The 14204-nt window shown below is 64.5% G+C and carries 17 protein-coding genes; 4 read left to right on the top strand and 13 right to left on the bottom strand.

The window, feature by feature from the left end; translation table 11 throughout:
• Positions 1-549: 549 nt before the first annotated feature.
• The 3 genes from ABDB84_RS01740 to ABDB84_RS01730 are packed head-to-tail and all read right to left on the bottom strand — an operon-like array spanning position 550 to position 1365.
• Positions 550-792 (bottom strand): addiction module protein, encoded by a 243-nt coding sequence (locus tag ABDB84_RS01740; protein ID WP_345917947.1) that lies wholly within the window; start codon positions 790-792, stop codon positions 550-552.
• Positions 793-832: 40 nt separating this feature from the next.
• Complete coding sequence (locus ABDB84_RS01735; protein WP_345917946.1) at positions 833-1123, bottom strand: type II toxin-antitoxin system RelE/ParE family toxin; 291 nt, start codon at positions 1121-1123, stop codon at positions 833-835.
• The gene (locus tag ABDB84_RS01730; RefSeq protein ID WP_345917945.1) at positions 1120-1365 is read right to left on the bottom strand and encodes an addiction module protein; all 246 of its coding nucleotides are present in this window, start codon (positions 1363-1365) and stop codon (positions 1120-1122) included. Before ABDB84_RS01730 ends, ABDB84_RS01735 begins: the two co-directional genes overlap by 4 nt.
• A gap of 406 nt (positions 1366-1771) precedes the next feature.
• Between ABDB84_RS01730 and relB the strand changes: the two genes are divergently transcribed.
• Positions 1772-1999, top strand: a complete 228-nt coding sequence (relB, locus tag ABDB84_RS01725; RefSeq protein WP_345917944.1) for a type II toxin-antitoxin system RelB family antitoxin — start codon at positions 1772-1774, stop codon at positions 1997-1999.
• Positions 1983-2252 (top strand): type II toxin-antitoxin system RelE family toxin, encoded by a 270-nt coding sequence (locus tag ABDB84_RS01720; protein ID WP_345917943.1) that lies wholly within the window; start codon positions 1983-1985, stop codon positions 2250-2252. The genes relB and ABDB84_RS01720 overlap by 17 nt, the downstream gene beginning before the upstream one ends.
• A 355-nt stretch (positions 2253-2607) precedes the next feature.
• On the opposite strand, the gene ABDB84_RS01715 is transcribed toward ABDB84_RS01720, so the two are convergent.
• From ABDB84_RS01715 to metX, 3 genes are read right to left on the bottom strand one after another with little or no spacing between them, the layout of a single operon-like run.
• Positions 2608-3054, bottom strand: a complete 447-nt coding sequence (locus ABDB84_RS01715) for a hypothetical protein (RefSeq protein ID WP_345917942.1) — start codon at positions 3052-3054, stop codon at positions 2608-2610.
• Positions 3055-3066: 12 nt separating this feature from the next.
• Positions 3067-3666 carry a methionine biosynthesis protein MetW gene (metW, locus tag ABDB84_RS01710; protein WP_345917941.1) on the bottom strand — a complete coding sequence of 200 codons (600 nt, stop codon included), beginning with the start codon at positions 3664-3666 and terminating at the stop codon, positions 3067-3069.
• A 3-nt stretch (positions 3667-3669) separates the two neighbouring features.
• Positions 3670-4812 carry a homoserine O-succinyltransferase MetX gene (gene metX, locus ABDB84_RS01705; protein WP_345917940.1) on the bottom strand — a complete coding sequence of 381 codons (1143 nt, stop codon included), beginning with the start codon at positions 4810-4812 and terminating at the stop codon, positions 3670-3672.
• A 174-nt stretch (positions 4813-4986) separates the two neighbouring features.
• Here metX and ABDB84_RS01700 point away from each other — a divergent pair, with 174 nt between their 5' ends.
• The gene (locus tag ABDB84_RS01700; protein WP_345917939.1) at positions 4987-5559 is read left to right on the top strand and encodes a GNAT family N-acetyltransferase; all 573 of its coding nucleotides are present in this window, start codon (positions 4987-4989) and stop codon (positions 5557-5559) included.
• A 3-nt stretch (positions 5560-5562) separates the two neighbouring features.
• On the opposite strand, the gene ABDB84_RS01695 is transcribed toward ABDB84_RS01700, so the two are convergent.
• The 5 genes from ABDB84_RS01695 to ABDB84_RS01675 all read right to left on the bottom strand — a co-directional run bounded on the left by ABDB84_RS01695 (position 5563) and on the right by ABDB84_RS01675 (position 9774).
• A complete protein-coding gene (locus ABDB84_RS01695) occupies positions 5563-7173 on the bottom strand; it encodes an EAL domain-containing protein (RefSeq protein ID WP_345917938.1) in 1611 nt (536 codons plus the stop codon).
• 158 nt (positions 7174-7331) lie between these two features.
• The gene (arsB, locus tag ABDB84_RS01690; protein ID WP_345917937.1) at positions 7332-8399 is read right to left on the bottom strand and encodes an ACR3 family arsenite efflux transporter; all 1068 of its coding nucleotides are present in this window, start codon (positions 8397-8399) and stop codon (positions 7332-7334) included.
• The gene (locus ABDB84_RS01685) at positions 8396-8899 is read right to left on the bottom strand and encodes an arsenate reductase ArsC (RefSeq protein ID WP_345917936.1); all 504 of its coding nucleotides are present in this window, start codon (positions 8897-8899) and stop codon (positions 8396-8398) included. Before ABDB84_RS01685 ends, arsB begins: the two co-directional genes overlap by 4 nt.
• A gap of 21 nt (positions 8900-8920) precedes the next feature.
• A complete protein-coding gene (locus tag ABDB84_RS01680; protein ID WP_345917935.1) occupies positions 8921-9439 on the bottom strand; it encodes an ArsI/CadI family heavy metal resistance metalloenzyme in 519 nt (172 codons plus the stop codon).
• Positions 9436-9774, bottom strand: a complete 339-nt coding sequence (locus ABDB84_RS01675) for an ArsR/SmtB family transcription factor (protein WP_345917934.1) — start codon at positions 9772-9774, stop codon at positions 9436-9438. Before ABDB84_RS01675 ends, ABDB84_RS01680 begins: the two co-directional genes overlap by 4 nt.
• A 297-nt stretch (positions 9775-10071) precedes the next feature.
• Here ABDB84_RS01675 and ABDB84_RS01670 point away from each other — a divergent pair, with 297 nt between their 5' ends.
• The gene (locus ABDB84_RS01670; protein WP_345917933.1) at positions 10072-10656 is read left to right on the top strand and encodes a DUF3568 family protein; all 585 of its coding nucleotides are present in this window, start codon (positions 10072-10074) and stop codon (positions 10654-10656) included.
• 5 nt (positions 10657-10661) lie between these two features.
• Here the strand turns inward: ABDB84_RS01670 and ABDB84_RS01665 are convergent, their stop codons facing one another.
• Together ABDB84_RS01665 and pbpC are read right to left on the bottom strand one after the other, a co-directional pair.
• The gene (locus ABDB84_RS01665) at positions 10662-11912 is read right to left on the bottom strand and encodes a TIGR03862 family flavoprotein (RefSeq protein ID WP_345917932.1); all 1251 of its coding nucleotides are present in this window, start codon (positions 11910-11912) and stop codon (positions 10662-10664) included.
• A 129-nt stretch (positions 11913-12041) separates the two neighbouring features.
• The gene (pbpC, locus tag ABDB84_RS01660; RefSeq protein ID WP_345917931.1) at positions 12042-14204 is read right to left on the bottom strand and encodes a penicillin-binding protein 1C; all 2163 of its coding nucleotides are present in this window, start codon (positions 14202-14204) and stop codon (positions 12042-12044) included.

The raw sequence follows: 14204 nt of genomic DNA, 5'->3' as shown, positions 1-14204 counted from the left end.
CGTTGGGCGTCAGCTGGCCTGCGCCAAGCCTAGTCGCGACCTAGCCTTATAGGGCGCGTCATTGACCTTTGCTGACAACCTCTTTCACTGGCGGATCGCACTTGTTCTGCGCGGGTTACGCCTGTGGCTAATCTGCGCTACTCCTGAATGCCCGCTTCTCGATTTCCCGAGTGACCGCTCCGGGTCGAAAGTCGTCATTAATTCGCTTTGTGCTGACTGACCGCTTCGGCTAAGGCGCCAGAGTTGATCAATCGGCCGCTATCCTAGTGATGCGGATGCAAAGCACCCGGCCAGGGTGCAATGCGTCGGACCGCTGCAGCCTGATCGTCAGCTGATCACTTAAAGGTCCGTAGGTTGCAATAACCGAAGGGCATTGCACCGGATTTCGCGCCGCCAATCCTGACCGATGCCGAGCACGCTGCGTATCTGGTCTCCCGGTGGTCTTTCTGTCAATCCGGCTGGGCTGGGCTCACATGCTGGGCGATGGATTTCGGTGCAATGCCCTTCGCCTATTGCAGCTTACGATTTCTGTGGCAAGTCGCATCCGCTTCATGCCGCAGCGTTTCCGGACTGTCCGGCGCGTAGTTGGGCCATCGCATCTTCAAGGCTGATCGCTTCCACTTCGCCACGCTCGTAAGCATCGGCGCGGTGCTCTGCCTCAGCAGCCCACTCGGCGAGAATTTCATCTTCTTCGTCGAGACTGGCGAGCAGGCGTTCGGCCAGATGCACACGATCCTGATGCGGGAGCTGCATGAGCGTCGTTTCGATGGCTTCAAGATGGGGGGCGGGCATGAGTGATCCTTTGCAGAGACACGGATTTCATCGTAGCGAATCAACGCCGCTTCGCCCAATATCCCGGGCGGCGGTGTTGGTGGGCTAGTGCCACAATCTGGAGGCCATCGTCATGCACGCGGTAGATCAAGGCGTAAGTAAAGTGGCGCACGGTGAGGCGCCGTGCCTTGCCTGCGAGGGGCGTGCCGATGGAGGGATGGCGTTCGATAAGTTGTAAGCTCGCTTGCACACACGCCGCGAAATCCCCGGCGATGGCCTGGCTGGCTTCTGTGATCAGGTAGTCGATGGCTTCCCGGAACTCTTCGCGTGCGCGGGGATGCCAGCGGATCATTTGCCGGCTTTGCCTAGCAGTCCGTTGATCTCGGCGAAAACCTGTTCGCCGGGAATCCACTCCACCTCACCGCGATCAATTTCAGTGAGTCGGCGGGCAATCTCTTCGTCCCACGCTGCCGCAACGGCTTCCGGTGTGTCATCCGCATCGCGTCGCGCGAGCAGGCCGGAAATCAGCTCGTCAAGCTCATGGCGCGGCAGGTGCTGGGCTTCGGCCAACAGTGTTTGCACGGGCAGGCTCATCGTGGGCTCCTTCAATACGGTCCTTTACGCTGCATCATAGCAGTCCGACTATGCCCGAAGCGCGTGAGTCAATGGCCCTTGCCGTCCTGCAGCACTGGAGCAAGCCTTTGCGGAGAGCGGAAACACGCTGGCGCAGTATTCATCGCAAACACCGTTGGGAAATAGGAATCCATTGCGTGGATGGTCGAATTTTACGGCGCTCATGCTGATGCACCTCAGCCCCGCCCCAAGCGATAAATCGCCACGCTCGCATAGTTGTTGGGGGCGGTGGTGGCATGGTGGTGGAGGGCTGATCTGCGGTTTTACACATCCACCGCTGCGGAAAGCACGGCTTGGCGTGACAGCTCCTTGCTCTGTGTGAATACACTGAATACACTGAATACACGTATCCATACGGAGCAAAACCATGGCCACCTCCATCCGCCTCGACCCCGCCACCGAACAAAGGCTGGACTATCTCGCCAGCCAGACTGGCCGTACCAAAGCGTTTTACCTGCGCGAGCTGGTCGCACGGGGGCTGGAAGACTTGGAGGATTTTTACCTTGCTGCGGCCACTATGGAGCGTGTGCGCAAGGGGGAAGAGCCTGTCATGAGCCTGGATGACGCGGAGCGCCAGCTTGGTCTGGCAGATTGAGCTGACGGCAAGCGCCGTCAAACAGCTCGGCAAACTGGATAAAGCTGAGGCAAAGCGCATCACGAATTTTTTGCGCCAGCGTCTTGCCACGCTGGAAGACCCGCGCAGCACCGGAAAGGCGCTCACCGGGCCGCAACTGGGCGAATACTGGCGCTACCGGGTGGGGGATTACCGCATCCTGTGCGAGATTCAGGACGGCAGGCTGCTCATTCTCGTCATTGAGGTCGGTCACCGCCGCGAGGTGTATCGCTGAAGATTGACCGATTTGGGCAGACGCTGCTTCGGGAGTGCGTCTTGGGACAAGACACGAGGCTTTACATGCGCATGACGGTCTTCTTCGACTTGCCGGTTGTAGGCGCGTTGAACGCCGCGCCTACGCGCAGGAAAATCACATGAAGCGCCTTGCAGCCAACTTAGCGCGCGAGGGTTCAGTATCCGGGGTGAGAGAGAGGGCGCTACAACGCGATGCGCTACGCAGACGATCAGGGCGACTCAAATTGCCCTTTCCACTCGGCAGCACTGAAGCTATTTCCCGCCTCAGCCCGAACTGATTCACCTGGAGCAAGCCTTTGCGGAGAACCTGCGCAGGCGTCGCGGGCAGGCCGTGATCAGTCTGACAGTGGTATGTCGTTCTCCATGCACCAGTTGCGCAATGCCAATTCTGTTTCTGCCTTTTCGTAGTCGAACCAGGTTTGTAGTGCGTGGTGCCGTTCAAGCAGTGATTTGAAGGCTGAGTAGGCGCCGCGTTTCTGGAACAGGGCGCGGACCGCAGCAGATTGCGCGGGGAGCTTCTCAGCGACAAAACGCATCACCAGCGCTCGGCCAAGATCAAGCTCGCGTTTATGTGGAATGGGGACGTAAAGCGCGGTATCGTGAAGGTCTTCGGGCAGTGCTTGATCATTGAGCTCATCGCCGAAATCGTCTCCCAGCAGAGGGTCTGATTCGAGCCAGATTTTGCCGCTTGCTCGGCACACGTAGGCGCAGTATTCCTCGCCTCCGTCTGCGCTGGAGAATTCAAAGCCGCTGAGCAGGTCGTCGAATTTTACGGCGCTCATGCTGATGCGCGTTCAACCCCGCCCCAGCCGATAAATCGCCACGCTCGCGTAGTTGTTCGGGTCGGTGGTGATTTCGCGGTCTTCGTCGAAGGCGACGCGTTCGAGGACTTTGATGCCGCGTTTCTGGCATAGCAGTTCGAAGTCGGCCATGGTGAAGAAGCGGACGTTGGGGGTGTTGTACCACTCGTAGGGCAGGATGTCGGAGACCGGCATGTGGCCTTCGGCAATCGAGACGCGGTGGCGCCAGTAGCCGAAGTTGGGGAAGCTGACGACGGCTTCGCGGCCGACGCGCAGCATTTCGCTGAGGATGCCATCGGTATTGTGCACGGCCTGCAGCGAGAGGCTCATGATGACGTGGTCGAACTGCGCGTCTTCGAAGCCGGCGAGGCCTTGTTCGAGGTCGATCTGCAGCACGTTGATGCCATTGGCGATGCAGTTGATAACGTGTTGCACGTCGCGTTCGATGCCATAGCCTTTGACCTGGCGCTCGCTGGCGAGGTGGGCGAGCAGCTGGCCGTCGCCGCAGCCGAGGTCGAGCACGCGCTCGCCGGCGCTGATCCAGCGGGTGATGATGTTGTAGTCGAAGCGGCTGTCGTGGGTCAGGTTCACCATGGTTCAGACCTCGATGTCGGCGAAGTAGGCGCGCATCGCCGCGTGGTAGTGCGGGTCGTCGAGCAGGAAGGAGTCGTGGCCGGCGGTGCTTTCGAGTTCGGCATAGCTGACGTCCAGACCGTTGTGCAGCAGGGCGAATACCAGTTCGCGCGAGCGCGCTGGCGAGAAGCGCCAGTCGGTGGTGAAGGAGGCGATGAAGAACTTGGCCTTGGCGCGTGCGAAGGCGGCGCGCAGGTCGCCGTCGAAGCTGTAGGCCGGGTCGAAGTAGTCGAGCGCTTTGGTGGTCAGCAGGTAGGTGTTGGCGTCGAAGAAGCCGGCGAATTTGTCGCCCTGGTAATGCAGATAGGATTCGATCTCGAAGTCCACGTCGAAGTGGAACTTGTGCTCGCCGTGGCGCAGGCGGCGGCCGAATTTCTCGCCCATCGCGTCGTCTGACAGATAGGTGATGTGGCCGAGCATGCGCGCTAGGCGCAGGCCATTGGTTGGCACGATGCCATGTTCATAGTAGTCGCCGCCGTGAAATTGCGGATCGCTGAGGATCGCCTGACGGGCGACTTCGTTGAAGGCGATGTTCTCGGTCGACAGCTTGGGCGCGGCGGCGATGACCATGCCGTGACGTACGCGATCCGGGTAGCGCAGGGTCCAGTCCAGCGCCTGCATGCCGCCGAGGCTGCCGCCGAGCACGGCGGCGAACTGGCGGATGCCGAGCTGGTCGGCCAGGCGCGCTTGCGAATCGACCCAGTCTTCGACGGTGACGAAGGGGAAGGCCGAGCCCCAGGGCTTGCCAGTCGCCGGGTTGATTGACATCGGCCCGGTGCTGCCGTAACAGCCGCCGAGGTTGTTGACGCCGATGACGAAGAATTTGTGGGTATCGAGCGGTTTGCCGGGGCCGACGAGGTTGTCCCACCAGCCACGGCTCTTGGGCTGATCGGCATAGACGCCGGCGACGTGGTGCGAGCCCGACAGCGCATGGCAGACCAGCACGGCATTGCTGGCGTCGGCATTGAGCGTGCCGTAGGTCTCAAAGACGAGTTGGTAGGCGGGCAAGCTGCCGCCGCTGCGCAGGGCCAGCGGCGTGTCGAATTGCGCGCGCTGCGGGGCGACGATACCAACAGTGCCCGCAGGAGAAGCAGTGGTTGCGTTCATGATCCGGAAAAACAAAAGCCCAGTCGGCGGCTGCGCGACCGGGCTGCTGTATCGACTGCTCCCGCTCGCTTTAGCCTGATTTATAAAGCGCCAGCAAGCTGAGTCAAATGGGCGCAGGCCCAAGTTAGCGCTTGGGGCGGCGAATGTCAAACCAAGCCGTGGCTGGCGCGCCGCTTGTTTGATCTGGTCCAAGGCGTGCCTGCTCGCTGCTGCGCGGCGTGCCGGCGTGGTTTTCCGCGCCTGGTGGCGGCGTTTTACAATGCGGGCATGATCCAGATTCTTTCCCTCGCGCTGCAGCAGCCGGCGCATGAAGCGGCGCTGCTGAGTCTGCTCGACCACTACGCGCGCGATCCGATGGGTGGCGGTGCGCCCTTGTCTGCCGAGGCGATGGCGCGTCTGCCGGCGGCGCTGCGCGCGCGCAGCGACTACTTCGCTTTTCTGGCGCTGGCTGGCGCTACGCCGGTGGGCCTGATCAATTGCTTCGAGGGCTTTTCGACGTTTGCTGCGCGCCCGCTGCTCAATGTGCATGACATCGTGGTGCATCGCGACTGGCGCGGCCAGGGCATCAGTCATCGCCTGCTGGCGGCGGCCGAGACGCTGGCGCGTGAGCGCGGCTGCTGCAAGCTGACGCTGGAAGTGCTCAGCGGTAATACGGCGGCGCAGGCGGCGTACCGCCGTTTCGGCTTCGTTGGCTACGCGCTGGACCCGGCAGTGGGGCAGGCGGTGTTCCTGCAGAAGTGCTTTTGAGCCTCAGGCGGCCGCCCAAGTAAGGGCCTGCCGGGGTGAGTGCGACAGCCAGAGGTCCATGTCGGCGGAAGACATCGGTTTGGCCAGCACATAGCCCTGGATCGCATCGGCGCCCAGGCTGCGGATCAGCGCCAGATCGTGTTCCGTCTCCACGCCTTCAACCGTCACCGAGAGCTCCAGCGCATGCGCCATGTTGCAGATGTGCTGCAGCAGCGCCTGGCGTGCCGGGTCTTGCTGCAAGGTGCTGACGAAGGCGCGGTCGCATTTGATGCCGGTGATCGGCAGTTCGACGAGCAGGCCCAGCGAGGAATAGCCGGCGCCGAAGTCATCCATCACCACCGGCACACCCTGCGCGGCGAGGCGCTGGATGGCGCTGGCGATGGCCTTGGGCTTGGCGATCATGGCGTGCTCGGTGAGTTCCAGCTGCAGCCAGTCGGTCGGCCAGTCGTTACGCTCGTAGCGGCTCGCCAGCCAGTCGGCAAAGCAGGCTTCGAGCAGGGTTTGCGGCCCGACGTTGACCGAGATGCCCTTGCAGTGCGCATGCGCCGACCAGGGTCGCGAGAGGCTCAGCGCTTGTTCGATGATGATGCGGTCGGCACGTGTGGCCAGCTGCATGCGGTCGCAGGCGATGAAAAAACTCTCCGGGCTGACCCGGCCCAGATCCAGTGTATGGACGCGTAGCAGGGCTTCGAGGCGTACCGATGTGGCGCCTGCTCCGATCGACTGGATCGGCTGGAAGTGCAGCTGCAGGCTCTGCGCGTTGAGCAGGCTGGGCAGGCGCTCGGCAATCAGTGAAATGCGCTGCTGGGCGTGCGAGTTTGGTTCGGGATGCATGGTGTGCATCAGCGCCAGCGAGCTGTTCATCTGCTGGTTGCGTGCGCAGTCCCGGCGCATCAGCATCAGATGATCAAGCGATACGTAGACCGCCAGGCTCAGCAGGGCGGCAATCGACAACAGGCTGCTGGTGGTGATGTCTTGATGTGTGCCCTGGATACCGGTGATGGCGACCAGGCAGGTATGCAGATAGAGAATGCAGCACGCCGCTGCCAGCTTGACGTAGAACGGCAGGGTGATTGGCGAGGCTGTCTGTGCACGCAGGCGTGCGTTACGGTGGCGCAGGGACAGCACCGCGCACACCCCGGTGGCCAGCGCGATGGCGCCCAGCGTCGGTAGCGTTTGCAGGGAACTGGGTAGCGTGCCGAAGGATGAGGCCAGCAGCAGATGCCCGAGCGTCATGCCGATAGCGAGGATCAGTGAGGCTTGCAGTACTACCCGCCTGGGTGAGTGGGTGGCGATCAGCGGAGGCATGGTCAGGCGCGTGCTGATGTTCATCACGATCAGGGCGAACAGCACGTAGTGCAGCGTGATCTGCTTGGGCAACTGCGGGTTGAGGAACAGGCCGGCGAGGTCCAGCGCCCAGCACATGCATCCAACGGCGGATCCATAACGTGCGGCGCTGGCGCTGCGCTCGCCGGGTTCCATTGATACCGCTGCGGCGGCAAACAAGCTGTGCGCCACATGGATCAGCAGGAATGCCAGCGCAATGAACAACAGTGAGTAGGGCCAGTCCAGCGGGGTGGGCAGCTTGGCAAGGAATTCGGTGAGGATATTCAAACGCAGCGTCTCGGGCAGTTATAAGAGGCCTAGGAACGACGCCTTGCACCGCGTCTGGCTCAGTGATCGTTCATCCGGCTTTTATAACATATGTTTCGCCCTGCAGAATTGAGGCGCCGACATGTGGCGTATGCGAATCGGGCAGTGCAGCGTTTGTGCTAGACAACATGCTGGCGGCGTCCCGCTTCATACCAGCTGCGGCTGCGTAGCACACAGCGCACCACGACCAGCATCAGCGGTACTTCGATCAGCACGCCGACCACGGTGGCCAGCGCGGCGCCGGACTGGAAGCCGAACAAGCTGATCGCTGCCGCCACCGCCAGCTCGAAGAAGTTGCTGGCGCCGATCAGCGCCGAGGGGCAGGCGATCTGGTGCTGCTCACCCGCTGCGCGGTTGAGCCAGTAAGCCAGGCCGGCGTTGAACACCACTTGCAGCAGGATCGGCACGGCCAGCATGGCGATGACCAGCGGCTGGCTGAGGATGGCTTCGCCCTGAAACGCGAACAGCAGCACCAGGGTCAGCAGCAGGGCGCTGATCGACCACGGTCCGCTGCGCGCGAGCACCGCTTCGAAGTGGGCGGGGCCGCCGCGCAGCAGGCGCTTGCGCAGCCACTGGGCGAGCAGCAGCGGGATGACGATGTAGAGCGCCACCGAACTGACCAGCGTGGCCCATGGCACGCTGATCGCCGAGATGCCCAGCAGCAGGCCAACCAGGGGCGCGAAGGCGAACACCATGATGGTGTCGTTGAGCGCCACTTGCGACAGCGTGAAGTAGGGGTCGCCTTGGGTCAGCCGGCTCCACACGAAGACCATCGCCGTGCAGGGCGCGGCGGCCAGCAGGATCAGGCCGGCGATGTAGCTGTCGAGCTGGTCGGCCGGCAGCCAGGGCGCGAAGACGTGGCGCACGAAGATCCAGCCGAGCAAGGCCATCGAGAAAGGCTTGACGGCCCAGTTCACGAACAGGGTAATGCCGATGCCGCGCCAGTGCGCCTTGACCTGATGCAGCGCGGCAAAGTCGATCTTGATCAGCATCGGGATGATCATCACCCAGATCAGCAGACCGACCGGCACATTGACCCGTGCGACTTCCAGCCCGCCGATGGCCTGGAAGGCCGCCGGGAAGAGCTGGCCGAGTGCGATGCCGACGAGGATGCAGAGCAGCACCCAGAGGCTCAGATAACGCTCGAAAACGCTCATCGCTGCGATGCTGGAAGTCGGCGCGCTCATGATTGGACCGGGGTGTGGCCGATTTTGTCCATCTCGTGCTTGATCGCCAGTCGGTCCAGCGTATCCAGCGGCAAGGCGGCGAACAGCGCGACGCGGTTGCGGATCTGCTCGAATACCTTGTGGAAGGAGGCGCGTTTTTCTTCGTCGCTGCCGCTCACGCCGGGATCTTCAAAGCCCCAGTGCGCAGTCATCGGCACGCCGGGCCAGATCGGGCAGACTTCGCCGGCGGCGTTGTCGCAGACGGTGATCACAAAATCCATTTGCGGCGCGTCGGGCGTGGCGAATTCGTCCCAGCTCTTGCTGCGCAGGCCGCTCACGTCGTAGCCGATGCTCTCCAGTTTCTCGATGGCAAAGGGATTGACGCGACCGTTCGGGTGGCTGCCGGCGCTGAAGGCGCGGAAGCGCCCCTTGCCGAGGATGTTGAACAGCGCTTCAGCCATCACGCTGCGCGCCGAGTTGCCGGTGCACAGCACCAGTACGTTCCATGTCTTGTCATTCATCGTGCGGGTTCTCCAAAAGTGTCAGCAACAGCTGCCGGGCTTGGCAGTGCTGTCGGGGGCTCCATTGTTGCTGTCGCTTGCTACGCTTTTCTTGCGGGTCGGCATGCCCAGGCTCACGCTCACCGGCGTCGGGGCGCAGCAGGCGCTGCCGGCGGCTACTTGCTCGGCACCAAACATCGGTACATCGGCCAGGGTGTGGAAACTCTCCCAGGCGATGCCTTGTGGATCGCGGATCCAGTGCTTGTCCGACTGTGCGTAGCAGCAGGCGGTGCCGGTCTGGCTCAGCTGTGGGGCGTCCAGCTGTGTCTGGCGCGTCTGCAGCTCGGCCAGTTCTTCGGCGGATTCCACCTGGATGCCCAGATGGTCGAGTCCCGGTGCTACGCCGCGTTGTGAGATGGCGAAGTTCACGCGGGGATCGTCGAGCATCCACTTGGCGTAATCGGGTTTGCTGACGCTGGGCTGCGCCGCGAACAGCGCGGAGTAAAAGGCGATGCTCTGCGGCAGATCAGCGACAGCAATGTGGATATGCATGCGTTTCATGTGGGGGTATCTCCGGGAGGGCAGCAGCTCGGCACGGCCGGGCCGCAGGGCGCGCCGCCGCAGCAGTTTTCGGTGAGGAAGGCGAGCAGCGCGTTCATGGCGCTGAAGTTGGCGCTGTAGATCACGAAGCGGCCGCTCTGTACCGATGTCACCAGCGCCGCATGGCTCAGTTCCTTGAGGTGGAAGGACAGCGAGGAGGGTGCGATGCCGGTCAGCTCGCTGATCCGCCCAGCCGCCAGCCCGGCGCTGCCGGCTTGCACCAGGGCACGGAAGATCTGCAGGCGAGAGGCTTGGGCGAGCGCGGCGAGCGCGCTGACGGCGGTGTTCGTTTCCATATTTCAATGATTATCGAAATGATTGGCGCTGTCAAGCCGCTTGGCCAGATCGTGCCGCCGGTGTGCTGCCCAATCTGGCCAGCGGGCTGACGTATTCGGGCAGGGGGCGAGCTGCTTGGCAGGCCGCGTATCGGCGGTGGATGTTCGCGGCTGACCGTTGCTGCCCGCGTGGCGACCGTTCGCACGGCGGCTGCGCGCATCTGTCAGGCAGCGTCTGGCGCGGCACGGGCGGGCATGCGCACTGCTTGAAGGAGTCAGGCGCGAAGTCTCGCGCAAGTCTTCAAAACAGGTGTTCTCATGTCGCCCAGCACGCCCGCTTCCCGTCCTGCTTCCTTTGCCGCTCTGCGGCGTGTGCTTACGCTGGGCCTGTGCCTGCTCGCGCCACTGCTGTGCAGCGGTTGCGCGGCGCTGGCGGTGAGTCTGGCCGGCGCCGGCGCGGGCGCCGGCTTTTCGCATCAGATCAATGGCACTGCTTCGCGCACCTTCAGCGCGCCGATGGACAAGGTCGCCAGCGCCACGCAGATCGCGGCGAAAAAACTGCTGCTGCAAGTCGATGAGCAGGTGCCGCTCGACAAAGGCCAGCTGACGCGGGCGCGGCTCAGTGACATGGATCTGAGCCTGGAGCTCGAATCCCTCTCGCCGACGCTGACGCGGGTCAGTGTGACGGCGCGCAAGAACCTGTTCCTGCTCGACGGCGCGACCGCCCAGGAGATCGTGGTGCAGATCGAGCGCGCCATGCTCAGCGTGGAGTCGGCGCCGGTCGAGCTGGCCACGCGTGAAGACGCTTTAGTGCCGGTGCAGTACAGCAGCCCCAGCAGCGAACCGGCTCCGCCCAGTCGCAAGGCGACGCCGACCAGCAGCAAGCGCAAGCGTACGATCTGATCCGCTCAGCGCTGCTGCAGATACGCCAGTGCGCCGTGCCCGGCGGTGTGTCCGCTGGCAAAGCAGGCGGTGAGCAGGTAGCCGCCGGTGGGCGCTTCCCAGTCGAGCATTTCGCCGGCGCAGAACACGCCCGGTAGCGGGCTGAGCATCAGGCCCTCATCCAGTGACTCAAAACGCACGCCGCCAGCGCTGCTGATCGCCTCGTCCAGCGGCCGCGCCGAGAGCAGGCTGATCGGCAGGGCCTTGATGCCGGCCGCCAGGCGCGCCGGGTCCTGGAAGACTTCCGGCGCCAGACATTCGCGCAGCAAGGTTGCCTTGAGGCCGTGCAGGCCGATGCGGCTATGCAGATGGCTGGACAGCGAGCGCGCGCCACGCGGATGGGCGATTTCGCGGCTCAGCCAGGCGAGGTCGCGGTCGGGCTGCAAGTCCAGACTCAGCGTGGCCTGACCCTGTTCGGCAATCGATTCGCGCAGTACCGCCGAGAGCGAATAGATCAGCCCACCCTCGATGCCGTAATCGCTGATCACGCAATCGCCCTGGCGGCTGTAGGTGAGGCCGCTGGTATCGACGCAGCGCGCCATCACCGCCTTGAGCGCTTCGCCAGCATGGCGTGTGCGCAGGTGCGCGCTCCAGGCCACGTTGAAGCCGCAGTTGGCCGGCCGCAAGGGGCTGATGGCGACGCCGCGCGCGGCCAGCCAGGGCACCCAGGCGCCGTCCGAACCCAGCCTTTGCCAGCTGCCGCCGCCGAGTGCCAGCACCACTGCATCGGCAACAAAGGAGATTTCGCCACTCGGGCTGAGGAAGCGCAGTGCGCGCTGGCCCTGCGCGGTCGGTTCGAGACCCCCGTTCCAGCGATGGCGCACATGGAACTTCACGCCCTGCTCGCGCAGGCGGTGCAGCCAGGCGCGCAGCAGGGGCGCCGCTTTCATGTCGGTCGGGAAGACGCGGCCAGAGCTGCCGATGAAGGTCTCGATGCCCAGACCGTGAATCCAGTCGCGCAGCGCGCCGGGGCCGAAGCGCTGCAGCATCGGCGCGAGGCGGGCGGAGCGCTCGGCGTAGCGGGCGATGAAGGCTTCGGTCGCTTCCGAGTGGGTGATGTTCATGCCGCCCTTGCCGGCCATCAGGAATTTGCGGCCCAGCGAAGGCATGGCGTCAAAGACTTCGACGGCGTGCCCGGCGCTGGCGAGCACCTCAGCAGCCATCAGGCCGGCAGGGCCACCACCGATCACGGCGATACGGGCAGGAGGATGTGTCATCACGAAAGCGCGCGGGATGGCGCGTGCGGTGGAGAACGGAGCGGGAACCCGCAGTCGGGATCAAGACGCCGGGAAGTTCAGAGCGTATTGAATGCGGGCATGGTTGGCAAGCTGAACCATTGTGCCAGGCTATCGGGTGGCGGCGGCTGCTGTTTGCAGGGCGCGGACCTCGAAACGATGTACATCGAGCACATGGCCGTGGCGATCGCGCAGTTCCAGCTGGTGGCGGCCCGGCGCGGGCAGGGCTTGCATCTGCTGCAGGGTACCGCAAGGCGCCACCGCTTTATTGTCGAGGAACAAACACAGCTTGCCGGCGCCGCTCGCCTGCAGCAGCAGGGACTGGCGCGCTTGCGGAATGTCAGGATCCGGCGCTATGGTTGCCGCGTCGGGCGGCATGATCAGCTGCGCCCGCGCCTCATCGAGCAGGCGCACCTGTAGCGGCCCGACGCCGGCTTGCGCGGCGCTGAACCACTCCTGCCGCGTCGCCTCGATGGCCGGCTGGAAAATCACCTGACGCTGCTGCACACCCGCAGGCGGGCGCGGCGCCCGTGAGGCCTGGCCGGCATGCAGGTGTTCGACAATGTCGCGCCAGACCGGTGCAGCGCCGGTGATGCCCGAGACATCCCACATCGCGGCGCCGGAGAAATTGCCGACCCACACGCCGACGGTATAGCGATCAGTGAAGCCAATCGCCCAGTTGTCACGCATGCCCTTGCTGGTGCCGGTCTTCACTGCCGCCCAGCCATGCGTGGACAGCGGGCTGGAAAAGCCGAAGGTCGGCGCACGCGCCACCGGGTCGGCGAGGATGTCGGCAATGATGAAACTGGCCGCGGCGCCCAGCACCTGGCGCTGTGCGGGCTGCGTATCGGCAGCGGCCGGCGTGAAGCGCGGTGCGCTCCAGCGCCCGCCATTGGCCAGCGCACGGTAGGCGTTGGCGAGCTCCAGCAGATTGGTTTCGGCAGCGCCCAGCGCCAGGCCAAAGCCGTAGTGGTCGGCATCGCGCTGCATGCTGACGAGACCGAACTCGCGCAGTCCGCTTAAGAAACGCGGCACGCCGAGCAGGCTCAGCGCGCGCACCGCCGGCACATTGAGCGAGGCGCCCAGCGCCGTGCGCAGACTCACCGCGCCGCGAAAATCGCGGTCGTAATCCTGCGGGATATAGAGGCCGGATGGCGTGTTCAAGGCCAGGGGCGAATCATCGAGCACCGAGCTGGCGCTGAGCAGGTCGCGGTCAATGGCCAGGCCATAGAGCAGGGGCTTGAGCGTCGAGCCCGGCTGGCGCTGCGCCGCCACGCCATCGACCGCCGCTGCGCCGCTGAGCTCGCCGCTGGAGCCGACGTAGGCCAGCACTTCGCCGCTGCGATTGTCGAGCACGATCACCGCGCCATCTTCGACATTGCGCTCGGCCAGCTCGGCCAGATGCGTGCGCAAGCTCTCGCTGGCAAAGCGCTGTAGCGCGCCGTCTACACTCGTTTGCAGCACTTCGCCGCTCTTGCGCAGCAGGCGCCGCGCCAGATGCGGCGCGTCGTCCACGCCGGGCAGCGGATAGGGGCGTGCGGGCAAGCCGAGCGCCAGGTAATCGCTCTGCGCACAGGCCGCATCGGCTTGCAGCGCACGCAAGCTGGCGCACGCGCGGCGCGCCAGCGTGGCACGGTTTGCCGAGGGCGCGCGAATCAGCGCGGCGAGCACGGCGGCATCCGCTGCATCGAGCCCGTCCGGCCCCTTGGCGAGCAAGCCGCGCGCCGCGGCGTCAATGCCGACCAGCTCGCCACGGAAGGGCAGGCGGTTGAGCCAGGCTTCGAGAATCTCGCGCTTGCTCCAGCGCAACTCCAGCGCCAAGGCCATGCGCATTTGCTGCAGCTTGCCGCGCCAGTTCCGCGGCAGCGGCGGCTCGGCCAGCAAGCCGGCCAGCTGCATGCTGATCGTGCTCGCGCCGCGTGGCCGCTGCCGGTGCAGATTGTCGATGAGCGCCGAGCCGATGCCAATCGGGTCGATGCCCGGATGCCACCAGAAACGTCGGTCTTCCGAGGCCACCACGGCACGCAGCAGCTGCGGCGAGATCGCATCGAGCGGCACCCAGTCCAGCATGCGCCGCGTCCTGTCCAGGCGCAGGCGCTCGATCACCGCGCCATGACGGTCGCGCAGTGTCGCTTCCGAGCTGGGCGTGTCGGCACGCACCTGCGCGAAATCCGGCACCGGCGCAGTGAGCACCCGCAGCGCCAGCAGGAGCAGGCCGCCCAGCGCAATGCCGGGGAGGACGCGCCGTGTCAGCGTTCTAGACGGGCGCCACAT

The organism is Uliginosibacterium sediminicola (assembly GCF_039631295.1).
Taxonomy (GTDB): Bacteria; Pseudomonadota; Gammaproteobacteria; order Burkholderiales; family Rhodocyclaceae; genus Viridibacterium; species Viridibacterium sediminicola.
The sequence above is the reverse complement of the archived record's forward strand: the minus strand, read 5'-3'. Positions and strand labels throughout refer to the sequence as shown.